The 24,351-nt window shown below is 49.6% G+C and carries 27 protein-coding genes; 19 read left to right on the top strand and 8 right to left on the bottom strand.

Going from position 1 to position 24,351, the window contains the following annotated elements:
* From gmk to Q0277_RS03485, 6 genes are all read left to right on the top strand, one after another.
* Window positions 1–525 (top strand): guanylate kinase (gmk, locus tag Q0277_RS03510; RefSeq protein WP_297995646.1); only part of this gene is annotated, 525 nt, incomplete at its 5' end.
* Window positions 526–535: 10 nt separating this feature from the next.
* Window positions 536–745 carry a twin-arginine translocase TatA/TatE family subunit gene (locus tag Q0277_RS03505; protein WP_297995644.1) on the top strand — a complete coding sequence of 70 codons (210 nt, stop codon included), beginning with the start codon at window positions 536–538 and terminating at the stop codon, window positions 743–745.
* A gap of 5 nt (window positions 746–750) precedes the next feature.
* Window positions 751–2,547: an arginine--tRNA ligase gene (gene argS, locus Q0277_RS03500; protein WP_297995641.1), complete on the top strand. Its 1,797-nt coding sequence runs from the start codon at window positions 751–753 to the stop codon at window positions 2,545–2,547.
* A gap of 421 nt (window positions 2,548–2,968) precedes the next feature.
* Window positions 2,969–3,751 carry a tetratricopeptide repeat protein gene (locus Q0277_RS03495; protein ID WP_297995639.1) on the top strand — a complete coding sequence of 261 codons (783 nt, stop codon included), beginning with the start codon at window positions 2,969–2,971 and terminating at the stop codon, window positions 3,749–3,751.
* Window positions 3,752–4,069: 318 nt separating this feature from the next.
* A complete protein-coding gene (locus Q0277_RS03490; RefSeq protein ID WP_297995637.1) occupies window positions 4,070–4,498 on the top strand; it encodes a hypothetical protein in 429 nt (142 codons plus the stop codon).
* A gap of 144 nt (window positions 4,499–4,642) precedes the next feature.
* Window positions 4,643–5,623, top strand: coding sequence for a DUF3137 domain-containing protein (locus Q0277_RS03485; protein ID WP_297995633.1), 981 nt, complete (start codon window positions 4,643–4,645; stop codon window positions 5,621–5,623).
* A 79-nt stretch (window positions 5,624–5,702) separates the two neighbouring features.
* On the opposite strand, the gene Q0277_RS03480 is transcribed toward Q0277_RS03485, so the two are convergent.
* The 4 genes from Q0277_RS03480 to Q0277_RS03465 all read right to left on the bottom strand — a co-directional run bounded on the left by Q0277_RS03480 (window position 5,703) and on the right by Q0277_RS03465 (window position 9,086).
* The gene (locus Q0277_RS03480; protein ID WP_297995631.1) at window positions 5,703–5,972 is read right to left on the bottom strand and encodes a hypothetical protein; all 270 of its coding nucleotides are present in this window, start codon (window positions 5,970–5,972) and stop codon (window positions 5,703–5,705) included.
* Between the two features lie 184 nt (window positions 5,973–6,156).
* Complete coding sequence (locus Q0277_RS03475; protein WP_297995628.1) at window positions 6,157–7,086, bottom strand: DUF4299 family protein; 930 nt, start codon at window positions 7,084–7,086, stop codon at window positions 6,157–6,159.
* A gap of 144 nt (window positions 7,087–7,230) precedes the next feature.
* Window positions 7,231–8,040, bottom strand: a complete 810-nt coding sequence (locus Q0277_RS03470) for an SMI1/KNR4 family protein (RefSeq protein WP_297995626.1) — start codon at window positions 8,038–8,040, stop codon at window positions 7,231–7,233.
* Between the two features lie 323 nt (window positions 8,041–8,363).
* Window positions 8,364–9,086, bottom strand: a complete 723-nt coding sequence (locus Q0277_RS03465; protein ID WP_297995622.1) for a DUF1963 domain-containing protein — start codon at window positions 9,084–9,086, stop codon at window positions 8,364–8,366.
* A 256-nt stretch (window positions 9,087–9,342) separates the two neighbouring features.
* Between Q0277_RS03465 and Q0277_RS03460 the strand changes: the two genes are divergently transcribed.
* From Q0277_RS03460 to Q0277_RS03450, 3 genes are all read left to right on the top strand, one after another.
* Entirely contained in the window at window positions 9,343–9,981 is a 639-nt protein-coding gene (locus tag Q0277_RS03460) for a hypothetical protein (protein ID WP_297995619.1), read from the top strand.
* A 92-nt stretch (window positions 9,982–10,073) separates the two neighbouring features.
* The gene (locus Q0277_RS03455) at window positions 10,074–10,238 is read left to right on the top strand and encodes a hypothetical protein (RefSeq protein ID WP_297995617.1); all 165 of its coding nucleotides are present in this window, start codon (window positions 10,074–10,076) and stop codon (window positions 10,236–10,238) included.
* A gap of 259 nt (window positions 10,239–10,497) precedes the next feature.
* Window positions 10,498–10,686 carry a hypothetical protein gene (locus Q0277_RS03450; protein WP_297963631.1) on the top strand — a complete coding sequence of 63 codons (189 nt, stop codon included), beginning with the start codon at window positions 10,498–10,500 and terminating at the stop codon, window positions 10,684–10,686.
* On the opposite strand, the gene proC is transcribed toward Q0277_RS03450, so the two are convergent.
* Complete coding sequence (proC, locus tag Q0277_RS03445; RefSeq protein ID WP_297995614.1) at window positions 10,683–11,639, bottom strand: pyrroline-5-carboxylate reductase; 957 nt, start codon at window positions 11,637–11,639, stop codon at window positions 10,683–10,685. The two genes, Q0277_RS03450 and proC, sit on opposite strands and share 4 nt — an antisense overlap.
* 138 nt (window positions 11,640–11,777) lie before the next feature.
* Between proC and ilvC the strand changes: the two genes are divergently transcribed.
* The 6 genes from ilvC to Q0277_RS03415 all read left to right on the top strand — a co-directional run bounded on the left by ilvC (window position 11,778) and on the right by Q0277_RS03415 (window position 16,840).
* A complete protein-coding gene (gene ilvC / locus Q0277_RS03440; protein WP_297995612.1) occupies window positions 11,778–12,800 on the top strand; it encodes a ketol-acid reductoisomerase in 1,023 nt (340 codons plus the stop codon).
* A gap of 13 nt (window positions 12,801–12,813) precedes the next feature.
* Complete coding sequence (locus Q0277_RS03435) at window positions 12,814–14,019, top strand: divergent polysaccharide deacetylase family protein (protein WP_297995608.1); 1,206 nt, start codon at window positions 12,814–12,816, stop codon at window positions 14,017–14,019.
* Window positions 14,003–14,791, top strand: a complete 789-nt coding sequence (locus Q0277_RS03430) for a DNA-processing protein DprA (RefSeq protein ID WP_297995606.1) — start codon at window positions 14,003–14,005, stop codon at window positions 14,789–14,791. The genes Q0277_RS03435 and Q0277_RS03430 overlap by 17 nt, the downstream gene beginning before the upstream one ends.
* A 442-nt stretch (window positions 14,792–15,233) precedes the next feature.
* The gene (locus Q0277_RS03425) at window positions 15,234–15,509 is read left to right on the top strand and encodes a hypothetical protein (protein ID WP_297995605.1); all 276 of its coding nucleotides are present in this window, start codon (window positions 15,234–15,236) and stop codon (window positions 15,507–15,509) included.
* 115 nt (window positions 15,510–15,624) lie between these two features.
* The gene (gene ruvX, locus Q0277_RS03420; protein WP_297989822.1) at window positions 15,625–16,017 is read left to right on the top strand and encodes a Holliday junction resolvase RuvX; all 393 of its coding nucleotides are present in this window, start codon (window positions 15,625–15,627) and stop codon (window positions 16,015–16,017) included.
* A 445-nt stretch (window positions 16,018–16,462) separates the two neighbouring features.
* Window positions 16,463–16,840, top strand: a complete 378-nt coding sequence (locus Q0277_RS03415) for an EthD domain-containing protein (protein ID WP_297995604.1) — start codon at window positions 16,463–16,465, stop codon at window positions 16,838–16,840.
* Between the two features lie 58 nt (window positions 16,841–16,898).
* Here Q0277_RS03415 and Q0277_RS03410 read toward each other — a convergent pair whose 3' ends face one another.
* A complete protein-coding gene (locus tag Q0277_RS03410) occupies window positions 16,899–17,096 on the bottom strand; it encodes a hypothetical protein (RefSeq protein ID WP_297995603.1) in 198 nt (65 codons plus the stop codon).
* A gap of 530 nt (window positions 17,097–17,626) precedes the next feature.
* On the opposite strand from Q0277_RS03410, the gene Q0277_RS03405 reads away from it, so the two are divergent.
* Entirely contained in the window at window positions 17,627–18,313 is a 687-nt protein-coding gene (locus tag Q0277_RS03405; protein ID WP_297995602.1) for a tetratricopeptide repeat protein, read from the top strand.
* Between the two features lie 635 nt (window positions 18,314–18,948).
* On the opposite strand, the gene Q0277_RS03400 is transcribed toward Q0277_RS03405, so the two are convergent.
* Window positions 18,949–20,331 (bottom strand): FAD-linked oxidase C-terminal domain-containing protein, encoded by a 1,383-nt coding sequence (locus tag Q0277_RS03400; RefSeq protein WP_297995601.1) that lies wholly within the window; start codon window positions 20,329–20,331, stop codon window positions 18,949–18,951.
* Window positions 20,324–21,052: a plasminogen-binding N-terminal domain-containing protein gene (locus tag Q0277_RS03395; RefSeq protein WP_297995600.1), complete on the bottom strand. Its 729-nt coding sequence runs from the start codon at window positions 21,050–21,052 to the stop codon at window positions 20,324–20,326. The genes Q0277_RS03400 and Q0277_RS03395 overlap by 8 nt, the downstream gene beginning before the upstream one ends.
* 138 nt (window positions 21,053–21,190) lie before the next feature.
* On the opposite strand from Q0277_RS03395, the gene Q0277_RS03390 reads away from it, so the two are divergent.
* The 3 genes from Q0277_RS03390 to Q0277_RS03380 form a co-directional block, all read left to right on the top strand.
* Window positions 21,191–22,360: a peptidoglycan DD-metalloendopeptidase family protein gene (locus tag Q0277_RS03390; RefSeq protein ID WP_005871954.1), complete on the top strand. Its 1,170-nt coding sequence runs from the start codon at window positions 21,191–21,193 to the stop codon at window positions 22,358–22,360.
* 8 nt (window positions 22,361–22,368) lie between these two features.
* On the top strand, window positions 22,369–23,748 hold the full coding sequence (mgtE, locus tag Q0277_RS03385; protein WP_297995599.1) for a magnesium transporter: 1,380 nt from the start codon (window positions 22,369–22,371) through the stop codon (window positions 23,746–23,748).
* A partial coding sequence (locus Q0277_RS03380) for a DNA alkylation repair protein (RefSeq protein WP_297995598.1) occupies window positions 23,733–24,351 on the top strand: 619 nt, incomplete at its 3' end. The genes mgtE and Q0277_RS03380, both read left to right, overlap by 16 nt.

Here is a 24,351-nt window from a genome sequence, read left to right as displayed (position 1 = left end):
ATATACTTCTCGATCTCCTCTACGACGCGCGAAATGCGTGTGGGCGAAGCGGACGGCGTGAATTACCATTTCATAAACGAGAGCGAGTTTCGCGCAGGCATCGATCGCGGCGACTTTTTGGAGTGGGCGAACGTGCACGGCAAATTTTACGGTACTTCGCTAAAAGCCGCTACGAGCGAGCTTGAGCGGGGTAAGATCGTGATTTTTGACATCGATGTGCAAGGATATGAGATCGTGCGTAGCAAAGTGCCTAAAAGCGAGCTTACTAGCGTATTTATTACTACGCCGAGCTTGTCGGAGCTTAGGGATAGGTTGCGTGCTCGTGGCGATAATGATCCCGCCGATATTGCTTTGCGCCTGCAAAACGCGCAAGAGGAGATGGAGCGCCTAGGCGAGTATGATTATTTCATAATAAACGACCGCCTGGAAGCGGCGTATGAAAATTTAAGATCAATCTACAAAACTATCAAACTAGAAACGGCGAGCCGCGACATAGGCAAGCTAATCGAAATTTGGAAAATTTAAAGGAGAAAAAATGGGCGTAAGCGTTCAACAACTGCTAATTATCTTAGCGATTATCGTGTTACTTTTCGGAGCCAAAAAGATCCCCGAGCTCGCAAAGGGCGTGGGTAAGGGCATAAAGACCTTCAAAAAAGAGATGGAAGACGACACGCCTGAAAAGGTCGAGAAAAAGATGGAGCAAGAGGTTAAAGACGCCGAAATCAGCGATACTAAAAAGGCGTAAAGGATTTGAAAAATTTAGTCTTAAATGAAATTTTTAAAATTTTATCTCGCAAAGTCGTTTTAGAAAAACCCAAAGATAAAAGTTTGGCCCATTACGCCTCGCCCGAGGCTTTCGCGCTGGCTAAGGAGCTGCGAAAGGCGCCAAAGCTTATCGCCGAGGAGCTTGCAGCTAAATTTAAAGATAGCGAAATTCTAAGTGCTACGGCGGTGAACGGCTATCTAAATTTTCACCTAAAGCCTGCCGTGTTGGGCGCTCTTGCTAAAAATGCTCTTAGCTTGGGCGGCGATTTTGCGAAAAACGACGCCGAGCTCGGAGGCGGAATTTTATCGGCTTCGGAAAGGATTTGCGCGAGTGAGCCTGCTAGCAAAGGTTACGCTGCAAATCTAGCTGCGAGAGGCAACGACACCGCCAAATCGCAGAATTCCGCCGCTAGGCAAAATTTTATTTCGCAGAATTCCGAGGAGGCGTCAAATTCTGTCGTAGCGTCAAACTGCGATGAGTCGCGGAATTCCACCGCTATGCCGCAAAAAATTCTGCTTGAATACATTAGCGCTAATCCTACAGGCCCGCTTCATATCGGGCACGTGCGCGGCGCCGTTTACGGTGATACATTCGCTCGCATCGGGCGCTATCTGGGGTACCGCGTCGATACCGAGTATTATATCAACGACGCGGGCAATCAGATCGAGCTTTTGGGTACTTCGATCGCGCTTCGTGCGCGCGAGCTTGCGGGCGAGGACGTGAACTATCCCGAGAAATACTATCGCGGCGAGTATATCGACGAGATCATCCCTCTTGCGCGCGCCCAATTTGGCGATGAAATTTTCCGCGACGAATCGCGCGTTTTGATCCTTGCGGAGTTTGCTAAGGACGAAGTGCTAAAGATCATCCAAAAAGATCTCGCAGACGCGGGCATCCATATCCAAAACTGGGCTAGCGAAAAGAGCCTCTACGGCGAGCTTGAGCCTACGATTAAGAAGCTTGAGCGCAGCGGCAAGATGTATGAGGCGGACGACAAAATTTGGATCCGCTCATCGCAGCTCGGCGACGAAAAGGATCGCGTCGTCATCCGCGAGGATGCGCGCCCGACCTATCTTGCGGGCGACATCGTCTATCACAACAACAAATTTGAGCGCGGTTACGAGCGCTGCATCAACATCTGGGGTGCCGATCATCACGGCTACATCGCGCGTCTAAAGGCTGCCGTGCATTTTCTGGGCTACGACGAAAGCAGGCTCGAGATCATCCTAATGCAGATGGTAAATTTGCTCAAAGACGGGCAGACCTACAAGATGAGCAAGCGCGCGGGCAACGCGATTTTGATGAGCGACGTGCTCGCCGCGATCGGTAGGGACGCGATGCGATTTATCTTTATCAGCAAAAAGGGCGAGACGCCGCTTGAGTTCGACGTGGACGAGCTCGCGCGCGAGGATAGTAGCAATCCGATCTTTTACATCAACTACGCCCACGCGCGGGTCAATCAAATTTTTACCAAAGCGGGCAAACGTGAGGCGGACGTCTTGGACGCGGACTTCGGCACGCTAGATGAAGCGGGGCTCGGCCTAGCTTTTGCGGCGCTTGGCTTGAATGAAATTTTAAACGACGCATTTAATTCGCGCGGCTTGCAGAAGCTGCCCGATTTCCTAAAGGCGCTCGCGGCGGACTTTCACAAATACTATAACGAAAACCGCGTCGTAGGCAGCGAGAACGAGGACGCGAAACTCAAGCTGTTCGCGCTCGTGGCGCTTAGTATCCGCACGGCGTTTGCTCTGATGGGTCTAAGCGCGAAAGAAAAAATGTAGCCGCACAGGCTACATTCGCGCCGATAGCCTAAATCTCATGAACGAAATTTATGATTTAAATACAAAGCGAAATTTTACTTAAAATTTATAGCTATGAAATTTTAAAGCTAGTTCTAAATTTACGGCTCGTAAAATTTCAATTTTAGAATTTTACGGGCGGTTTTTGCGGTATTGCTACTGCGCCGTTCGTAAAATTTAAAATTCGGCTGCAAATTTACCGCTTGCAGAATTTAGAAATTCTAAAATTTTACGGCGTGGAAGTTTTAAGTAAAATTTTAAAACAAGGCTTGAGACACTAAAATTTTTGTGCAGATTAGATTTCATGCGACGAAATTTAATTCGTAAAATTCTCCTTGGCGGGATTTGCCTGCAAAAGAGTACTCCTTAAGCCCCGGGGCGCATCGCCGCAAAAAGGATAGATATGAGAAAGATCATCGACATAGCGGCGCTTTCAATTGCCGTTTGCATCTTGGTTATGGTGCTTTTTTTGCCGTCACCCGTTTTGTCGTTTAAGTGCTACCGCGGCGATGGCATAAGCTGCGCGCAGCTAGGGCGCGACAAGCTCTCCCGCGGAGATTACTACGGCGCCAGGCTCGCTCTTGCTAAGGCTTGCGAGGCGGGCGAGAAAGATAGCTGCTTTGATCTGGGAGCTCTATACGACGGCGAGGGCAATGCGACGCAAGCGGGCGTATTTTATGCCGCAGCGTGCGATAAAAACGTCGCCGTGGCCTGCCACAAGCTAGGCAACCTGTATCAGCGAGGGCGCCTAAGCAGGGACTTCGTTGCCGCCGCGCAGCGTTACGTTAAGGCCTGCGATTTGGGCTATGCCAAGAGTTGCCACAATGCGGGCGTGGTCTATTTCACGGGCGGTTTCGGGCTTGCGGCGGATCCGGCAAAGGCGGTGAGCTTTTTCGAGCGAGGCTGTGACGGCGGGCTAGCGGACAGCTGCTATAACGCTGGCGTTGCGTATGATAAGGGCCTCGGCGCGCCGCAGGATCGCGACAAGGCGGAGAAGCTTTACACCAAATCCTGCGAGCTGGGCTTCGGCGATGCCTGCAATAATTTAGGCTATTTGTATGTGAGCAAGGGGGATCTGCGCGGATTTTCCAAGGGGCTTGGATGGGTCAAAAAGGGCTGCGACGCGGGCAATAAAAAATCCTGCCAGCTCTACGAATTTATGAAAGAGCAAATTTTAAAGAAGTAGGCGCTTGGTAGCCCGGCGCACATTTGCCGATTTGCACTGCCTGCCGTGCACGCCGCCTCTTTTGTATTGCTCGCCGTGCACCGTCTGTCGCGAGATTTCTTGTTCGCCGTACGCTGTTTGTTTTGCACTGCTTGTCGCATGGTATTAATTTTGCGGCGGCTTCCGCGATACTACCGCGGCGGATTTGTGAGCTTTTATAGTGCGTGGAATTTCGCCGCGATTTTGCGACGTGCGAAATTCGGCAAGGCACAGATAGCCCGTACATGCAGCGCGGAATTTAGCGCGGAAGCAAAGCGCGAAGCTGTTTGAGGAGGCAAATTGGAATATGAGATCACGGGCGAGGTTCGAAATCTCCGCGTCCACACTGCAAGAGGAAATAGCAAAATTTGGATATTTTTCGAGATAGACGGCGTGAAACTGCGCGGCGAGTTTAACGATATCCCCGTAGAGGAGGGCGAGCCTGCGCGCGCGTATTTCATCCGCGGAGGATATACGGGCAGCTACGTAGTTACGAGAGTTCAGGTAGCGCGCAAACCAAGCCCCTTGCGCCGCAAGCTGGGGATCGCGACCGCCGTGTGCACGCTTGGCTTCGGCGCAGCGCTGTGGATTGTGGGCTTTGGGATTTTAAACGTCAGCGGGAGGGGTTCGCTAATTAATTTTGTCTGTATTGCCGCGGCAGGATTTGGGGTGCTAAAAGAGGGTGCGGATAATCTGAGAGCGTGGCTAAATCAGCGCACGTCCGAATAGATCGCCGCCGCGACGCAAATTTCATAGATTTACAAATCCACCGAATAAAATTTACTCACGCCCGCCGTATCTTTGCGGCATAAATTTTGCTAAAATTCGTTCCGAGCGCAAAATCCGCCACGCAAATTTAGAAAAAGGCAAAATTTGAACATAAACGAAGCAATAGAGGCAACCGCAAAAAAGCAAAAAGAGTGCCGGCTAGCATTTGCAAAGTATCTGTTTTTGGGAATTTTATTTATAATAGTGCTGCCCGTGGGCGGCGGATTTGCCGTATGGCATCTTTTTGAAAATCGCCTTGCACCGCTATTTTTCATCATTATCTATATTCCGTTTTTTCAAGCCGCACTAATGGCTAACGCTAGCCGAGTGACCAGCGAGCTGGGGGATTACAAAGCGTTTTATAAAGACGTTTTCGTCCGCGCCGCCATCCGCGGGATAGATCCAAATTTTAACTACGATCCATTTGCCGGCATCAGCCGTAAAGAATTTCGCAAAATCGGCATCTATTCGCCCGATGAGTTTCGCGCCGAAGATCAAATCGGAGGCATTTATAACGGCATCAAATTTAGCCTCAGCGAAGCGATCGATATCCCAAACGGCGCGACGCTGGAAATCGGCGACTCAGCGGCGTTAAATTTGCTATCCGCGATAATTTTTGCATGGGAGGCCATGAAGGATATGCAGGCGTTCAGCGGCTCGGTCTTGGTCTGCGAGCTCTACAAGAAATTTAGCGGGCAAACGATAGTCGCGAGTCGCACGTTAAATACTAAATTTATAGGCGAAAAAGAACAGATGGACGATACTCTTTTTAACGATGAATTTAGGGTTTTTACGGATGACAAAGTAGGGGCGAGGTATCTTTTGACGCCCGCATTTATGGAGCGTTTGAGAGAGTTAAAGATAAGATTTGCTGGAGAGATGGGGGTGAGCGCGGCGTTTATGGACGATAAATTTTATCTATTTTTAAACGGAGCGAAAAACAAATTTGAGACGACGCTCTTTTCGCCGCCGCCGAGCTTAGAGGACGCCGCTGGGATCAAAAATGAAATTTCAGAGCTTTTATCTATCATAGACGAGTTAAATTTGAACTCGGATTTAAGCGGGGCGGCGATTTTGGCTGATTAATGCGCGACGCTATTTATCGACTAAAATTTACTTGCGTTGCAGCTGGTCGCCGTTATTCTCCGCTGCCGACCGAGATGTGTTACGGCTCGGATCGCTCATTTTCGCTACCGACCGGAGCGCGCTTAAGTAGCTCCTGTTCGCGAGCGAATAATCTACAAAATTTCTCCCAGTCGTGCAGATAGACGAGCCTATGCTCTTTGCCGCTTTCGTCAATGTATATGCCCTGCGTCGAGCCAAGACTCATCTTTTGCCAGTAGTCGAAAAACGGCAGCGCCTCGATGTCCTCTTGCAGCACACCTCGCATCATGCCGTTATCGTAAATTTTTAGATCGTAGTAGGTCCTTTTCATTTTAACCTTTCTAAATTTCACCGCGACGGAATTTTATCGTGATGGAATTCTTAAATTTGCATCGCGATAAAATTCTGTCTTTTAGAATTTCGCGCGTCGCGAGATTTACCGCGAATTCCGTGTCTTTAAATTTTGCGGCGTCAATCCTCGATAAAATTCTGTAGAATTTCACCGCAAGTAAAATTTAGCCCGCCAGTGCCTTTAGCTGATTGACGTTTAGCCCGTCAATCAAAATATAGCTCGCATCGATAAATCGGTAGTTTTGCTTCGGCAGCCGCGCGATAAACTCGCCGTATTCCAGCTCGGCGATTGCATGGTAGTTACCTGCGTCGTTTTCGTCGCCCTCTATGCCTATGAGCGCGATCTGCCAGCGCGCGACGTCGCTATTTTTCAGCATCTCCGCGTTTTGCCACTCCACAAACGGCTTGTAGGGTAGGATAGTGGGCAGGTCCTGCGTGAGCGCGTATGAGCCCATTATCGTGCCGTCATCCCCATTTCGGTAAAACCTCTGGTGCGCGCTGTAAGCGTCGAGGTACTGCACCTCGGTTAGCCGCTTGCTAAACTCGGCGGCGGGGTTGTATGAGGCTAAAATTTCATCCATCATCGCGCGGTTTATCGCAAAAGGCCTCTGCACCCCGTAGCAAAAATTTACCTCCGTATCGCCGCTTAAGTGTTGATCTATCGAATGTAGCCCAGCCGCTATATCGCGCTCGTAGTCGAATTGCTCTATCCTGTCGTGAGTGTAAATTTCGCCATCTTCATCCGCGATCTCGCTTCCTAGCTGCTTAGATAGCGCCTGTAGATACGAGATCGCCAAAACCCAATCAAAGACCGTCGCGGGCGTATTTACGCGCACGGCGTAGCTTTGCTGCTCCTCGTCATATCTTAGCTCTATCCCGCGCCCGCTCTTGCCCCGCACGCCCAAAATCAAACACTCATACTCGCTCAAAGGTGATTTTAAAAACGCCCTCTCGTCAAAGTCCTCGGCGCTCTCGTCTATGCCAAATACCGATAGATCGGGCAGCAGATCCAATGCCTTGCTAACGCTCATGGCATCCGAATACCCCATAAATAGCGGTCGCTTTTTGTTTTTGACGCGGAATTCTACGCTCACCCTTTTCTCCTTTGTTAAATTGGCAAAATTATAGCGAAATTTTACCCGTCGCGGCGAGCTAAATTTGCGCTCGCAAGCCCGCATTGCTGGTTGCACGAGCGTGCGCCGCAGCCGTCACAAAGCTACACTCCCAATCGCGAAGGCTTACGCGCCGACCACGTCTTTTAGGCTCTGTGCGCACAAGCCAGCATCATTTAGCTCGCGCAAAATTTCATCCATTAGCTCCTCTTTGAAAACATCCAGTATCATCGCGCCGGCGTCCAGCTCAGCATAGCGCAGGGCGGGCTCGCTGAAGTTTTTAAGCTCTTTAAACCGCCGCTCGCCCCGCCTGGCAAATCCGAGTCGAACCTCGTTCGGGCTAAGGCTCAGCACGCCGCCCTCGCGAGCGAAATTATACACGCTAAAGCCGTAAAGCTGCGGATCGGTGGCTTTAGCTCGCACGCCCAAAATTTCCTCCAGCCGCGCCTTCGTGCCGTCTAGATCGAGCCCCGTTTGCAGCGCGATCTTGCCGCCCGTGTCGAGCCGCAAAAGCGCCAAAAACGAAGCAAAATCCTGCGTGATGATGCTTTGCTCATCGCATTCGACGTCGATGTAGGCGACCGCAGGCTGTTCGCTGGCGCGATAGTCCAGGCACAGATACCAATGCCTGTCGCCGCTGAAGGGTACCAGTCCGTCAAGCTCGAAGCTCACGCACTCGCGCTCCTCGCCCCAGCTAAAGCGCGTAAGCGACGGATGCGCCTCACCGATGCCGCTGACGGCGTCCAGCGGGTAGCCCTCTAGCTCGTAGCGCAGGTAGCCGCCGTTTTGTACGCTTAGCATCATAACTAGCTCGCGCGGTAGGGCGTGCCCTAGCTCCTCTTCCGCGGCCCTCAGCGCCTCGGGCGTGAGCGGTTCTTGCAGATATGGCAGGTAGATCGGCTTGCGCCAGATGTTTGCAAGCTCGTTTGCGTTCATTTTCGCTCCTTTAAATTTACGGGTTAAAATTTCAAACGCGCCTTAAATTCCAAGCTCGAAGCCGAAATCTCGGGCTATAAAATTTTAAAATTTTGCGGCGCCGAATTTTTCACAGCCCGCTCGCTGTATTCGGCGCGTCTGCAACTATTGGCTCGCTTCTTGGCGGCTTAAATTTAACCTAGATCGGGTGCCGTCTAAATTTAATCCGCGCCGAGCGAGCTCAAGGCCGCGCGCCGATAAAATTTCATCGTAAATTTATGCGGCCTGAGCATCTATTTAAAGCGGCGGAATTTTGCGGGCGAGCTAAATTTATCTTCGCGCGCCTAATCGAAATCATAATACAGGCTCCACGCGCCGCTTTGCGAGTTTTTGGCAAACATCAAGCTGCCGCCGTCAATCACGTTAAAGCCCGCCTTTTCGTCTGAAGAGACCTGAAAAACGAACTGAAAACCATCGCCGAAGCTCACTCCTGACTGGCAAAAGGAGGGATAGCCGCCGAATTTCGTGCAGTTGTGATACTCCAGCCCAGCCGTGACGTCGGAATAATAGAGCCCGACCGACCTTTTAAGCTCTAAAATTTCATGCACGACGTCAGGCTCCAGCCCGCCGCCGTCCCAGCTCGCGACGTCGTCCGCGGCAAATTTTGGCTGCAAAGGAAAGGGTCTTATCTGCGAGCGCGGATTTGCAAGCTCCTTTATGACGAGCTCAGCCTCGTTTTTATACTCGCGGACCTTCCACAGGCCGTCCATCTGCTCAGGGGATTTGCCGATGAGACCCTGCGAGATAAAGACCGTAAGCAGCTTGACGCCGTCCAAGACCTGTGGCACGTGGGGTAGCGCGGGCAGGTAAAACTGCGCCAGAGGGAGCATTGGCGCGCCGTTTTGATCCACAGGCAGCTCCTCGTCCGCCGCGCAGGCGAGCACGCGGCCGATCCAGCACTCATCGATCGCGCCTCGCGGCCTCACGCCGCCCGTCTGAAAATAGGTGATTTCGCGCGCGATCTTGCGCTGCAGCTCCTTAATCTTTTCTTGCAGATCCGTTTGCATTTGCGTCCTTTTCGGTTGGAATTTTAGCGCTTTTGTGAAATTATAGCGTAAATTTTACCCGCCGCCGCGAGCTAAATTTGCGCTCGGCCTTTGCGATAGCTTGCGTATTTTGCGCACGCCCGCGCGCCTATTTTGTGCTCGTGCGTCGCGAGCCCGGACTTTCGGTGCCAAACTTGCGAAAAGTAAGCTTAAAGCTTTTTGAGAGTAAAATTTAAACAGACCCACGTAGGCGGAAATTTAATCAAAAGGAGCGAAAATGACGAAAGATCAGTGCTGCGTTTTAAAGCATTTGACGGCGGGCGAGACGGGCGGTTTTGACAAAATAGGCGAGATAGACGATAACGAGTTTTTGAACGTGCTTATCGGAAAAGGGCTTGTTTGGATGCTTGACTGGGCAGGCGAGGACGAGACGGGCGATGTGGGCAAATTTATCAGCTCTAGGCTTGATGCGCTGCAAAGCGGCGTGGCTCTAGAGTGCGATAAAATTTACGTAAAGCTCGAAAAAGAAGCGAAAAAAGAGGGTTTCGAGCGCGGCGATGCGAGCCTATTTTTGATGAACGAGTTTCAAAAGGCGCTGAAGAAGAGCGATTTTAGGCTCTTTACTTTGGATCTTCATAGCGACGCTTATTATCTGCTCGTCGCGCACAAGGACGCCGAGAAAGATTTTAAAAAGCTAGGTAAGCGCGAGGAGCTATTTTGGGATATCGCGCCGTGGGGCAAGCGCCGCAAAAGGCAGATCCTTTACGTCATAAACTGCGAGTGCGGCGAGATGTCCGCGTGGCAGCTGGATGCGGACGAGCCCTCTCCTAGAGATGAGGTTTGCGAGGTTTGTGGGCGGGTGCTTTTCGACGCAGACGGCAACGCGATGCAGCCTTTAGAGAAGGAATTTATCTGATCTTGCTTATCGCGGTTTTGCGTGCGAAGTTTTGGCTGGATGAAAGTCAAATTTATTGCGCAGATTGACAGGATTTGGCGCACGGGTTTGGTTTGCGGCTCAGCGGCGAAACGCGGTTTAAATTTAAAGCTTGCTCGGGCGGCGGAATGTGTTTTGATTTGCAGCTTGCTTTGGTAGTAAAATACGCTTCGGCGCGGCTTGTTTGGTTTTCTATTCACGCGAGCGATGAAATTTTGCAGCTTGCGTTTGTGTCCTAATAAGACTTCGGCGCAAGACCCACTATTTAGCGCTTGCGTTCCGCTTTTACGTTTTTGTCTCTCAAGTTCGCAGTCGCGGGCGCATCTACCTATGCTGCACTAAATTTTGATTTTAATGGTTTTGGACGTAGGCTCGCGCCGCTAAAATCAAAATTTCGCTCTGTCTGCGAGCACTAAATTTATAAGCCTGTAAATTTAAAATTTTAATCGTAAAATTTTGACCTAAAATTTCTAAAATCTCTAAATTTTAAAATTTTAAATGCAATGCAGGCTTGGCGGCTCGCTAGCCATAAGGCTCGTAAATTCCGCCGCTGCAGGAGCGGCAAGCTCGTTTGATTTAAAGATAAGACAAAATTTAGCTAGAGTGCCCGCACAGAATTTCGATACTAGCGCGCCAGCAAATGCGCTGTGTTTGAAATCCGAAACCGACGAGGTGCGACGAGACTAACTGCGAGCTTTGACGATGCACGCCTCGATCGCCGCCATTACCGCTGCGCGAAACCCCGCCGCCTCCAGCGCCGCCAGCCCCTCTATCGTCGTGCCCGCAGGCGAGCAGACCGCGTCTTTGAGCTCCGATGGGCGCCTGCCGCTTTGCAGCAGACGCGCCGTGCCCTCTACCGCCGCCGCTACCGCGTCGTAGCACAGCGCCCGTGGCAGTCCGCCCCGCACGCCCGCATCCGCCGCAGCCTCGATAAAGGCGCACACATACGCAGGCAGACTCCCTGCGATCCCCGTAAATGCGGCGAAGCCAGCCTCATCTATCTCGTAAAATTTGCCGATTTTGGCGGCTAACGCTCGTACGATCTCCCGACTGGCCTCATCAAAATACTCGCCGTAGCACAGCGCCGTAGCCGACGCGCCGATACCCGCGGCGACGTTTGGCATCGCACGGGCCACGAAAACGTCCGCACCCACGATATTTTGGGCGCACTCCAGCTTGAAATTCGGCGCTAAAAGAAGCAGGATTTTGCCCGCGAGCTCCGGTGCGATCAGGTGCAAAATCCCTTCGTAGCTAGCGGGCTTGGTCGCGAGCACGATCATATCCGCTGCGTGCGCCAGCTGCGTCTCGCCCTCTAAAATTTGCACGCCGTAGCGTCTGCGCAAGGCTTCGTTTTTGCTTCTGGCATAAGCTAGGACTTGAAGCTTCGTATCGGAGCCGGACAGCACGCAAGAGGAATCATGCCCGTCGCTAGCGGAATTTTGCATATCGGGCTCGGAATTCCGCTCGCAAGCGGTAAAATTTTGAGCATCGGGCATAAAATTCCGCCCGTCGTGCGCGGAATTTTCTTTATCCTCTGTAAAATTTTCTCCGCCCGCCGCGCAATCTCGCCCGCCGGCTTTGCAAAGTGCGGCGATCATCGCCTCGCCCATATTTCCGCCGCCGATAAATCCCACTTTCATTTTCGCTCCTTTTAAAGCTAAATTATGCCTCAATGATAGCTCAAAATTTCTTTATTCGCCCTTGCGGCGCGCGGTTTATCTGCATAAAAGCAAATTTTAGCTACAATCTCGCCTAAATTTTTAAAAAAAGGATGCGTTATGGCAATAAATGTTTTTTACGACAAAGATTGCGATTTAGGTTTGATTAAGGCTAAAAAGGTCGCTATGATCGGCTTCGGCTCGCAGGGGCACGCTCACGCCGAAAATTTGCGCGATAGCGGCGTAGAGGTCATCGTGGGTCTGAAAAAAGGGGGCGCGAGCTGGAGCAAGGCTGAGGCGAAGGGCTTTAAGGTAATGAGCGTCGGCGAGGCTACGAAGGCTGCGGATCTTGTGATGATCCTAACGCCCGATGAGTTTCAGAGCGATATTTTCAAAGCGGAGATCGAGCCGAGCTTAAGCGAGGGCAACGCGATTGCGTTCGCGCACGGCTTTAATATCCACTTCGGACAGATCGTCCCTCCAAAGGGCATCGATTGCATTATGATCGCTCCGAAGGCCCCGGGTCACACCGTTCGCAACGAGTTTGTAAGTGGCGGCGGCGTGCCGATGCTGATCGCCGTTTCGCAAAATGAAAGCGGCAGAGCCAAAGAGCTTGCTTTAAGTTACGCAAGTGCGATCGGCGGCGGCCGCACCGGCATCATCGAAACGACCTTCAAAGCAGAGACCGAGACCGATCTTTTCGGCGAACAGGCTGTGCTTTGCGGCGGACTTTGCGCGCTCATCAACGCGGGCTTTGAGACCCTCGTCGAGGCGGGATATGAGCCCGAGATGGCATATTTTGAGTGCCAGCACGAGATGAAGCTGATCGTGGATCTCATCTATCAAGGCGGCATGGCTGATATGCGCTACTCGATCTCAAACACCGCAGAATACGGCGATTACGTAAGCGGTAACCGCGTCGTAAACGAAAGCAGCAAAGCTGCGATGAAAGAGGTGCTAAAGGAGATCCAAAACGGCAAATTTGCAAAAGACTTCATCCTCGAGCGCAAAGCTGGCTACGTGCGAATGAACGCCGAGCGCAATATCACGGCAAACAGCTTGCTTACCAAAACCGGCGATAAGCTTCGCGCGATGATGCCGTGGATCGCCAAAGGCAAGCTCATAAACAAAGATAAAAACTGATTTCGGCTGAGCTTTGGCTAATACAAATCCACGCGGGCGCCGCAAAAAGCGCCCGATCAACTACGCAACGATCGCCTTTGTCGTAATCTTATGCTTTTTAAGCGGCGCGGTTACCTACGCGGTTTTGGATCTCGTATTTGCGGGCAACAAAGCCGCGTTGCAGCAAAGCTCGCGCAAACAAGCCTCCGAAAGCCCTTCCGATTCTCGCGGTAAAAAGCCTCGTTTAAGCGCTGCACAGAAGGAAGCATTGATTCAAAAGGAGCTTGATAAGATCGCCGAGCAAAATGTAACCGCGCCGAAGCTTCCCGTAGAGCCTGCCTCGCAAAATTCCGCAAGACAAAATTTAGCGAGGCAAAATTCTGCAAACGGCGATTCGCAAAATTCCGCAAATTCTATGGCTTCCTCAAATTCCGCTGCCGTAAATTCGGCGAGCGACGGATCGGACGTAAATTTTACCGCGGCAAATTCCGCTTTAGAAAATTCCATAAATTCTACCGCGCAAAGTCCTGCTTCTAGCGGCGCGGACGATCTTTCTAAATCGCCGCGTAAGGCTTTGCCCGCAGGCTCTCGCGCAAAGCTAGCGATCATCATCGACGACGTAGGCACCGACGAGCAGGCGCAAAAGATCGCCGCTCTGCCCGTGCGCGTGACGCCGTCCATCTTCCCGCCCGAGTATCAGCGCAAGGACACGCGCTCGCTCGCTCGCGGCTTTGAGCATTACGCGATCCACCTGCCGATGGAGGCGAGCTCTGCCAAAAACAACTCCGCGACGCTGCGAGCTTCGGATAATTACGAGAAGCTAAACGGCGTCATAGCGAAGCTGCGCACGGACTTTCCGAACGCTAAATTTATAAACAACCATACCGGTTCTAAATTTACCGCCGACGAGCGCGCGATGCAAAATCTGCTGCGCGCGATGAACGAGCATGGATTTTTATTTATCGACTCGCGCACGAGCCCCGCTACCAAGGCCAAGGCGGCGATGAATGGGCTTGGTATGCGATACGTGCATCGCGATGTGTTTTTAGATAATCAAAACAGCGTCGCCGCGGTGCGTAAAAAGCTGCGCGAAGCCGTCGCGCTTGCTAAAAAGCAGGGTTACGCCATCGCTATCGGCCATCCCAAAAGCTCCACTCTGCGCGCACTCGCAAACAGCGCCGATATCCTAGGCGAGGTCGATTTAGTGTATTTGGACGAAATTTATGAGTACTACGAGTGAGCTCGGTTTTAAAATTCCAAGCCTAGCAAGGCTCGGTGCGAGCGAGCCTGCGCAGCTGTATTTTAGGGGCGAGCCGGCGATGTTACAAAAGCGCCGCATTTCGATCGTGGGCTCGCGCAAAATGAGCGTTTATAGCAAAAATTTGATCTTGCGGCTTGCGCGCGCTTTGAGCGATGCGGACTTTTGCGTCGTAAGCGGCGCGGCGATCGGCTGCGACATAGTCGCGCACGAAGGGGCGTTTCCAAACACGATTGCGGTTTTTGGCAACGGCCTTGATCAAATTTATCCCGCGCAAAACGCCGCTATGATCGGCAAAATTTACGAGCGTAGCCTCGCGCTTAGCGAGTATGAGGACGGCGTGAGCGCGCGCGGGTTTCAGTTTTTGCAGCGCAACCGCATCGTCGTGGCGCTGTCCGAAGCGCTGGTCGTCGCTCAAGCCGAGCCCCGCAGCGGCTCGCTGCAAAGCGCGCGCCTGGCCCGCGAGATGGGCGTACCCGTCTACGTGCTGCCGCACCGCATGGACGAGAGCGCGGGCACGAACGATCTGCTCGCAAAATCTCAGGCGCGGCTGATCGCGGACTTTGGCGATTTTGTCGCGTCTTTAGCTCCGCAGACGCCGCAAAACACTGAGCGCGCGCAGGATGAGGTGATGGAATTTTTAGCGCTAAATTCCGATCTGCAAGCGGCGATCGAGCGCTTCGGCGATAAAATTTACGAATACGAGCTTGAAGGCAGGATCGAAATTTTAGGCGCAAAGATAGTGGCAAAATAGCTGATGAGCGGCGTTTGCTCGCTATGACTTGCGCACCGCCCTCTAGCACGGCTTGTTTGCACGGCGCCAAGTCTGCGCAGTCGGAGTTTAAATTTAGAAAAAAGGCGGCTCGGTAAAATTTTACTTTCCGCAGTCACGCTCGAGCTTAAAACAAACCCGCGCGGCTTGTTTTTATGCAGCGCCGCTTGCCTCCGCTTGCGGTAATGATCGGTTTGTGAATGCTTCTCGCGATCTATAAAGACTTTGCGGTGCGGAATTTAAGCGTTAAAATGCATGAAATTTTCTGAAATAGCGTTTAAATGTTTGTTTGCCCATCGTGCTAAATTTTTGTGGGTAAATTTGGCTGTGGATTTCAGCATAAACGTAGTAGGCTGAATTTGCCGCAAGGAAAAATTTTGAGCGTGGCGGCAAAATTTTACGAGCTATAAAGCGCAGAGGGGCTGTGTCTGCTCCGTCGCGTGAATGCGAACCCGCTTTAAAATTTTGGTTTTACGTGGAGTGGGTTGGTTGCACGTCCGGCACCTGCACGGCAGGATTTATGCTCGTCGTGCTTTTGTGTGTCGCTTACGTGCGGTTCGCGTGGACGCAGTGCGGATACACCGAGCCGGGCACGGCGATCGAAATTTTGGAATTTGAAGCTCGCGGCACGCTAAATTTAATAGCTCGCAAGCGCCGCGAGCGAGTGAAATTTATGTCAATTTCGTATAAAATTTCATAAATCCGCAGCTAAATTCTGCGATAAAATTTAGCTATGAAATTCCGATCGCGGAATTTCGGCGATAGAATTTTAATGGCGGAATTCCACAAAATTTGATGTTAGCAAAGGATAAATTTTGATAGTTGCGATTGATCTTGGTCTCAAACGTATCGGCGTGGCGGCGGCACCGGATGATAAGACGCCGCTTCCGTGCGAGCCGATCCTGCGCAAAAATCGCACCCAAGCCGCGCGCGAGCTAAGCGAACTGCTGCGCGAAAAGGGCGCCAGCATGCTGGTGCTTGGCGTGCCGCGCGGCGGGGCGAGCGAGGAGGAGATGAGTAGGCGCATACGCCACTTCGCCTCGCTGCTGGATTTTGACGGCGAGATAAAATTTCAAGACGAGAGCTTTTCGAGCGCCGAAGCGGCAGAGTTTGCGAGCAAAGGCGCTAAGGGGGGCGGCAAGGATCCGCGCTTTGATAGTATCGCCGCGACGATAATTTTGCAGAGGTTTTTGTCGAGCAAGGGCTAGGCGCATGCGCAGCAACGCAATTTGCGCGTAGCGGTGAAAGATAAAACTGCCGCTCGTCTGCTTTGCCGACCACTTAATGCTCGCAAAATTTTATCTTGCCCGCCTAAACGGACGGAATTTATGCGCGTCAAAAGTCGGTAAAATTTCATCGTCCGCCAAAGCTTGGCGAAATTTTGCTTTGCCCGCAAAGAGTCTCTAGAATTTATTTCGGAGCATCCGTAAATGGCGCTTTAGGTAGTTAAACTAAGTGAGATTGACAGCGATTTAAGTTGTAAACGGCGAGGTTTATGCATTTTTGGCGATTTGTGTTTGCGCGCACGGCTGCTATTTAAGTTTTTTCAAGGTCTATTTAGACGCAAAGAACACTAAGCAAAATTGCAAAAACGCGGATGCATCATAGAATAGGGTGTAAATTTTGCGATAAATTTCATTTTAGGGAGCGGTTATGTTTAAGATCACGATGTTAGTAAAAAGGGCGCCGAATATCACGCAGCAGGAGTTTTTGGCACACTGGGCGGCGCATTCGCAAAAGGTTTTAGCTAATCAAAAGGCGCTAAATATTGTCCGCTATTCGAAAACCATGCCCGTTTTCCCCGAGGGACAAAGCACCAGACGCGAGACGGCGGCGTTTAACTGCGATGCAATGGGCGAGATATGGTATGAAAGCGTGCAGGCGTTTGCGGACGCACGAAACAGCGAGGTAGCGCGAGCGGTGTTAGCGGAGCTGATGGCGGATGAGGCGAGGTTTTGCGATATGAAGAACTCCGTGATGTGGTTCGGCGAGGAAGGGGCTGTGATAGAATTTGGCTCCAAAGAAGCGTAAATTTAAAGACTGAGAGGATAAAATTTCATGGATCGTGTAAGCGGCGAAAAGCGGGAATTTATTGCTCGCGGTCGATATGCTTTTTTGGCATACAGCGCGCGGAATCGCGGCAAATATAGTACTCATGGATGATGTGTGGGTGCAGCATACACATATGAAATTTACGTACGCTATACAGATACTGCGCGGCCTTGATTATTTTAAGGCTCATATATCTAAGTGGTGTAGATCTAAGAAGCCTGGGTATTGGAGCCAAAACGCCTAAAGACGCATTACGCTTGCGATTTTGGCATAGGCAAGCCGATTTCTAAGATAAAATTTAAAGGCTGGCGGCGTAAAATTTTTTAAAATTTCTAAGCAGCAATGTGAAATTTTCAAAAATTTTCTATGGCGCGGCAAGATGCTCACCATGGGCTTGGTATGCGACAAAATATTTTACACACTAGATTATCGCCCTGATAAATTACTATTGTAGAGTCCGTAGGTGTTTCATACCTCAGGATTAAATGCTTTATTATAAATACTATAGCCGTGGGCAGTCATATAGACGTGCGAGTAAAAAAGTGGGATAGCCAGCCATAAAAATAATCTTGCAAGTAAAATTTTAATTTGTCTTTTTGAAATTCAGCTCAAAGCTCCGTTTAAAATTTTATTTAAAATTTTGCTTGGGATTTTGATATAAATTTTGCAGGAATTTCGCCGCAAATTTCACAGCTATTATCAAAAATTAAAATTTTACCCCTCGCTTTTTGCTATAATTATTTTTAAAATTTAAAAGGAGCAAAAATGAAAATTTTAGCGTCGATTACCGCACTAATCGTAGCAGTCTACTTGCTCGCGCAGATATTTTTCCCGCAGGCGATCTCGTTTGTCGGATGCGGCATCGGTAGGGCTAATTCGTGCGAAGACTATGGAGCATATTTGCTTGAGGAGCGCGATTATGAGGCAGCAAAAAAGCCGTTTGAAAAAGCTTGTGAAGCAGGGCTAGAAAATAGCTGTGCTATCGCGGGAGATTTATATTACGACGAGCAAAATTTATATAAAACTACGAAAGATAAGGGCAAGTCCGCGCGGTTTTATTCCAAAGCGTGCGAGCTGGGAGCCGCCAAAGCTTGCTACAACGCCGCGATAATCTCTTATAAAAATGCTGATAAGAAAAATACGTTCGCATTTTTTGCCAAATCATGCGATTTGGGACTAGGCGAGGGCTGCTTGAACGCCGCGGTTGCTAGCTACGAAGAGAAAGATTATCAGGGCGCTCTTAAGTTTTTCCTCAAATCTTGCGATGCTGCTTTGGCAGAGGGATGCCAAAGGGTTGGGCTAGCGTATTCAAAGAAGGAATTTGGCGAGCCAGACCTGGATAAGGCGATGATCTACTACGACAAGGCTTGCAAACTGGGAGCGGAGTTTAGCTGCAATGTAGTAGCCGCGATGAATAAAATAAATGCAAGCGAGGCTAATGCTACTAAATAGATGGCAGGGCTAGCTAGATGATAATACGGCGAGATCGAAATTAGCGTAGAAATTTTGCGGAGCTTTATGGGATTTTATGAAATTTCGTGAAATTTTGTCTTTAAATTTTATTGCTGAGATTCCGCATATTGAAGTAATGGCGATGGATAGTGATTTTAAAATTTCAGTATTTTGGAAGTTTAGAATTTAATCTATGCTGTGGATTTTATTGACAGAATTTTGACTTGTCATAGACTTATCCATCGCGATATAGGGATTTAATCCATAATCTTAGTGCATCCCTGAAAGAGAAAAAATTGCGCAAACTAGCGAGTAGCTATGCAATCACAGCTGATATGGCAAAAATATCCGAAGAAGATCGCATGAGGTAATCAATCTGCGAAGTAAATAAAATCAATTCACAATTGTATAGAATCTATCAATAAACAAGTAAAATTATTCATCGCAAAGCAAGCAAAATCGATCTGTAAATGGGTAGATCAAGCTTAAAACTAACTCGAAGTAGCCTGTAAATAAGCTAAATTGCAAGCAAGATAAATTTTAAGTAGGCATATTGTAGGAAAGTAAAATTTTAGATGAGATAAGTGGGATAAATCGATTTCAAATCATCGTAGAAGTTGGATGACGATCCTAATTTAAAGCCCCATTTTTCCGGGATTTAAGATACCTTTTGGATCGAACGCCCTTTTGATCGCGCGAAATAGCTCCATCTCCGCTGCACTAAAAGCTAGTGGCATAAATTCCGCCTTACTTAGTCCGATGCCGTGCTCGCCGCTGAGCGTACCGCCAAGATCAACTGCAGCTTTGAAAATTTCGGTGATTGCGTCATGTCCGCGTCGCACCTGAGCTTCATCTTTTTTGTCGGCGACCATGACGTTGGTGTGGACGTTGCCATCGCCCGTGTGCCCGAAGCAGGGCACGCGCACGCCGTATTTATCGCCGATGCGCGCGATACGGCGCAGTAGCTCGGGCAGCTGCGAGCGCGGGACGGTGATGTCCTCATTTAGCTTAAGCGTGCCGTAGATATTGATCGCCTGCGAGCAGTTGCGTCTCGCAAACCAAATGCCCGCACGCTCCTCTTCGCTTTCTGCGATGCGAAAGTCGCTCGCGCCGTTTTGAACGAAAATTTCTTTTATGAGTGCGAGCTCCTCCAAAAGCACTGCTTCTAAATTGCCGTCCGTTTCGCAGATCAAAATCGCGCCCGCACCCTTCGGCAAGCCCTTATGAAATTTCTCCTCGACCGCGGCTATGCACAGCGCGTCTAAAAATTCCATCGCCACGGGCGTGATACCGGCTGCCATTGTCTTATACACGGCATTCATTGCTGCATCTACGCTAGGAAAAACGCCCATCGCGGTCTTTTTAAGCTTTGGCATCGGGATTAGTTTGAGCGTGATTTCGGTGATGACGGCAAGCGCGCCTTCGCTTGCGATTAAAATTCCTACCACATTGAAGCCTGCGACATCTTTTATAGTGCGTTTGCCCGCTCGGATCACCTCTCCATTAGGCAGTACCGCACGCAGTGCCATTACGTAGTCTTTGGTGATGCCGTATTTTGCGGCGCGCATACCGCCGGAGTTTTCGGCGACATTGCCTCCTAGCGTGGAATAATCCTGGCTTGCGGGATCGGGCGGATAAAAAAGCCCGCGCGCTGCGGCTGCTTTTTGCAGATCGATATTTATGCAGCCGGGTTGGACTACGGCGAGTAGATTTTGCATGTCGATTTCTAGAATTTTATTCATATGTTTTTCAAATGCCAAAATCACTCCGCCGTTTGCGGCTAAAGATCCACCCGTAAAACCGCTACCTGCGCCTCTTGGAACTATGGGGATTAAATTTCCGTTGCAGAATTTTAAAATTTGACTGACATCGTCCTCACTTCGCGGGAAAAGCACGCCGTCCGGCAGGCAGCGTCTTTTCGTCGCGTCGTAGCAGTATGCTGTGCGATGAGCCTCGTCAAAATAGGCATTATCCGCGCCTAATAGATTTGTAAAAAACGCTTGCGCGGCGCTATTCATCGCCGTCTAAGCCCAGCAAATAGCGGTAGTGCTTGTCGTAATCGCTGATCGGGCCATTAGTAAAATCCCAAATGACGGTCTTTATCTCGCCCACGCGTGAGTAAAATGGCAGCTGATAATAAGCTACGCTGCCGCTAGCGAACGTGCGTAAAGGCTTGAAGCTGCCGCAGTCGGCAAATACGCCTTGTTTATCCATCGCTATAAAAATCAGTCCAGCGCTGTTTTGCGCGCAAATTTTACGAAAATCGTCGCGGCTAGGATTTGGCTTGTGGTTATAGCTAAGATAGGCGCCGCCAAGATCTGGGTGGATAAAATTTATATTCGGAAAAGCCTTGATAACCTGCTCGTAAATTTCAGCGTTAGGCGCGACGATTATGGCGCGGTCATAGAGGAAATTTAAGATCACTTTATCGCCGCTTGAGGGTAAAATTTTAGGCAGTGGCAGCGCCTCTTGAGCTAACATATCAAAGACCTCAAATCGCACCTTTGCCTTGCCTGCGCTTTTTTGCGTCACGACTGCGCGCGCGATGATGGAGCTTGCGCCGCTACCGAAATTATGCATCACAACTCCGCTGCTACCTACGGCAATCGTAGGGCTATCTGTGATCTCGCCCGAACCATCCGCTACGCTAAGTAGGGCGGTTTCGTATCGCGGCATGTTAAATTCCGCCCCTATCGCCGCACTTAAAAATAGGCCTAAAATAAGTAAAGCTTTTTTCAAAATTCTGCTCCTGAATAAAATTTCGGCTAATTATACATAAAACTTTGAAATTAGCGATAAAATTCCGCGGTATTTACGAAATATAAGCGTTTTTTCGTTACAATCCCGCCTTAAAATAATATTTCAAAGCGGTTTTATATGACTAGAATTTTTATATTGCTTTTTCTGTGGATAGGCGTAGTTTTTGCGAACAACCCCAGCGTAGAGAAGTTTGCCTGGCCCGATGGCGTGAGTCTGCTGCAATTTATGGAAACTGCGGGCATTCCCGCGTCTGTATATTATGACCTGGATAAAGAGGATCAGGAGCTTGCCGCCGAGGTACGAGCTGGCGTGGAGTGTCAAATTTTGCGTGATCCCGCAGGTCGCGTCTCCCAGCTGCTAATCCCCGTCAGTGAGGAGCTTCAGATCCACATCTACCGCGATAAATTCGGCACTTTTAGATTCGTTTATACTCCGATAGTTTATGAGGAAAACAGCTACTCTTTAGGAATTCAGATCGAAAGCTCGCCCTATCAAGACATCATCAAAGCTACGGGCAATGCAGCTTTAGCGAATGAGTTTATGCTTGTTTTTAAAAATGAGGTAAATTTTAAAAAGCTGCAAAAGGGCGATCGGCTCGTGATCCTGTATGAGCAAAAAACGCGCCTTGGCAAGCCTTTTGGCGGAGTAAATATCACCGCAGGAATGATCGAGGAAAATAAAAAGCCCAAATCGCTATATTTTTTCGATGATAAATACTACGACCGAAGCGGTAAAAAGGTCGAATCTTTTCTACTTATCACGCCGCTTGTTTATACTAGAATTTCATCCTATTTTACCCCTAAAAGATTTCATCCGATTTTAAAGCGATATCGTGCGCATTTGGGCGTGGATTATGCAGCTCCCAAAGGCACTAGGGTAAATGCAGCAGGAGCGGGCAAGATTAGCTTCGTAGGGCGTAAAAACGGCTACGGTAACACCGTAGAGATCAACCACGGCGGCGGTATCAGCACGCTTTATGCGCATCTTAGCGGCTTTGCTAGTGGCACAAAAGCAGGCGTTAGCGTCAAGCAAGGTCAGCTAATCGCTTATGTGGGCTCGACCGGGCTTAGTTCGGGACCGCATCTGCACTTCGGACTTTATAAAAATAAGCAGGCGATAGATCCGCTTAAGGTAGTCAAGATTGAAAAAACTAATGTTATAAGCGCTGAGGAGCTTAAATTTAAAGCTCTCGTCAAAGATATGGACGCTAGAATGGCTGCAGCTAAAGACGGCTCGAAAAACCCGGCTAAATTTGAAAACTACGAGTCGCTTATCACTATAAATTAAGGCTGAAAATGGAAAATAAAGAACAGCTGGACGACGTCGAGGAAGCCAAAGCGCTTCTTGATGCGCACCTGGATGATACGCTTGAACATGAGCTGAGTGCCGCCGATCTTACGGAGCATTTAAAAACTCTAAAGAAGCACGACGAAGAAAAATACGTAGAATTCTTAAAAAAGCTAGATCCTGAGGATCTTGCCGATGCTGCGCTTGAGATGCCCGAGCATATGCTCGAAGACGTCATCGAAACTCTGCCTCACGAAAAGATCGTAAAAGCGATTGAGGAGCTTGAAAGCGACGATCAGGCAGAGCTTTTGCAAAACATCGGCGAAATCGACGAGGACAAGGCCGAGCAGATTTTCTATGGGCTTGATGAGGACGATCGCCACGATATTCTTACGATCTCCAAATATAGCGAAGACGAGGCGGGCGCGTATATGCAGACCGAGGTCTTTAGCGCGAGGCAGGATCAGACCCTGGGGCAGGCGGTCGAGATGCTGCGCGTTATGCGCGAAAAGGACGAGATCGAAAACGTCTTTCAGCTCTTCGTGCTTGATAAAAAGGGGCATCTGCTTACTACCTTTTCGACGTCCGATCTGATTTTATATGATTTTTCGCTCACGCTGGAGCAAATTTCACAAAAATTCGGCGCCGAAAATAAAATCCACTTCGCCACCGATACCGATAAGATCGACGACGTAATCAAGGACTTTGAGGAATTCGACCTTAACGTCATCCCTGTAGTCGATGCTAACGGCATACTCATCGGGCGTATCACCGCCGATGATATCCACGATCTCATCCAAGAGCGCGCCACCGAGCAAATTTACAACCTCGCGGGCGTCGATGACGAAGCGGAGGACGATGAGACTACGATCTTTAAAGCAGGTCGCGCGCGCGCTGTGTGGCTAGCGGTAAATTTATGCACGGCGATCGTAAGCTCCACGATCATCGGGCTTTTTGACGCCACTATCGAAAAGTTGGTAGCACTCGCCGTGCTTATGCCGATAGTCGCCTCCATGGGCGGTAACACCGGCACGCAGGCGCTTACGGTAACCGTGCGCCGCCTAGCCCTGGGCGAGATAGCATTTAAAGACAAAAAGCAGGTTCTCTTTCGCGAGATCACGATCGCTTTCATAAACGGCCTCATTTTTGCTACGCTGATGGGGTTTGTGGCGTATTTTTGGTTCGGCATTAAGCTTTTGGGGCTAGTGATTGCGATGTCGATGGTGCTAAATTTGACTCTTGCGGGGCTTTTTGGTGCCGTCATTCCGATCACGCTTAAAAAATTAAATATCGATCCCGCCGTCGGTAGCTCCGTGCTGCTTACCACGGTTACGGACATCGTGGGATTTTTTAGCTTTTTAGGACTTGCGACGTGGATACTACTATAAAAAATTTTAAAATTTCCGAGCTTAAAAGCTCAAATTTCGTTAAACCCTTTCGCTTGAGCTTTGAAATGGACGGCGTAGCGCGCGCGTGGGACTGCGTAAAGGTGCACGATAGCGTCTCGATTTTGCTCTACCATACGCAGCGCAACGCGCTCTTGCTCGTTAAGCAGTTTCGCCCCAGCGTGTGGTTTTATCAAGAGGAAAATTTAATACATGGGATAATGATATCTGAAATACGGAATTTGAAGTTATGTATTAGAGAGTTGGATCGATTTTTGCCTTTTGTTGATAATTGGGCGGTTTGTGATGTTTTGTCGCCGGATGTATTGAAAAATAACAGAGAAGAAACTTTAAGGAAAGTAGATTTGTGGTTGAAGAGTGAACGTGTATATACCGTGCGTTTTGCGATAGGCGTATTGATGCAATATTTTTTGGATAAGGAATTTAACGACAAATATTTGGAAAAAGTAGCAAGAATAGAGAATGACGATTATTATGTAAAGATGATGCAGGCGTGGTATTTTGCGACGGCTTTGGCTAAACAATGGGGAAATGCTATTGTTTATCTTGAACAGAAGAAGTTAAAAATCTGGGTACATAATAAAA

Source organism: uncultured Campylobacter sp., from assembly GCF_938030815.1.
Taxonomy (GTDB): domain Bacteria; phylum Campylobacterota; class Campylobacteria; order Campylobacterales; family Campylobacteraceae; genus Campylobacter_B.
Note: the sequence above shows the minus strand (reverse complement) of the source record. Positions and strands in the feature narration are given on the sequence as shown.

What these genes read in the sequence shown, in the direction of transcription:
- Q0277_RS03505 (WP_297995644.1), top strand. Translation starts at nt 536, where the DNA reads ATGGGCGTAAGCGTTCAACAACTGCTAATTATCTTAGCGATTATCGTG.
- Q0277_RS03495 (WP_297995639.1), top strand. Translation starts at nt 2,969, where the DNA reads ATGAGAAAGATCATCGACATAGCGGCGCTTTCAATTGCCGTTTGCATC.
- Q0277_RS03480 (WP_297995631.1), bottom strand. Translation starts at nt 5,972, where the DNA reads ATGAAAAGGACCTACTACGATCTAAAAATTTACGATAACGGCATGATG.
- Q0277_RS03470 (WP_297995626.1), bottom strand. Translation starts at nt 8,040, where the DNA reads ATGAACGCAAACGAGCTTGCAAACATCTGGCGCAAGCCGATCTACCTG.
- Q0277_RS03465 (WP_297995622.1), bottom strand. Translation starts at nt 9,086, where the DNA reads ATGCAAACGGATCTGCAAGAAAAGATTAAGGAGCTGCAGCGCAAGATC.
- Q0277_RS03460 (WP_297995619.1), top strand. Translation starts at nt 9,343, where the DNA reads ATGACGAAAGATCAGTGCTGCGTTTTAAAGCATTTGACGGCGGGCGAG.
- Q0277_RS03450 (WP_297963631.1), top strand. Translation starts at nt 10,498, where the DNA reads ATGCAATGCAGGCTTGGCGGCTCGCTAGCCATAAGGCTCGTAAATTCC.
- proC (WP_297995614.1), bottom strand. Translation starts at nt 11,639, where the DNA reads ATGAAAGTGGGATTTATCGGCGGCGGAAATATGGGCGAGGCGATGATC.
- ilvC (WP_297995612.1), top strand. Translation starts at nt 11,778, where the DNA reads ATGGCAATAAATGTTTTTTACGACAAAGATTGCGATTTAGGTTTGATT.
- Q0277_RS03430 (WP_297995606.1), top strand. Translation starts at nt 14,003, where the DNA reads ATGAGTACTACGAGTGAGCTCGGTTTTAAAATTCCAAGCCTAGCAAGG.
- Q0277_RS03415 (WP_297995604.1), top strand. Translation starts at nt 16,463, where the DNA reads ATGTTTAAGATCACGATGTTAGTAAAAAGGGCGCCGAATATCACGCAG.
- Q0277_RS03405 (WP_297995602.1), top strand. Translation starts at nt 17,627, where the DNA reads ATGAAAATTTTAGCGTCGATTACCGCACTAATCGTAGCAGTCTACTTG.
- Q0277_RS03400 (WP_297995601.1), bottom strand. Translation starts at nt 20,331, where the DNA reads ATGAATAGCGCCGCGCAAGCGTTTTTTACAAATCTATTAGGCGCGGAT.
- Q0277_RS03390 (WP_005871954.1), top strand. Translation starts at nt 21,191, where the DNA reads ATGACTAGAATTTTTATATTGCTTTTTCTGTGGATAGGCGTAGTTTTT.
- mgtE (WP_297995599.1), top strand. Translation starts at nt 22,369, where the DNA reads ATGGAAAATAAAGAACAGCTGGACGACGTCGAGGAAGCCAAAGCGCTT.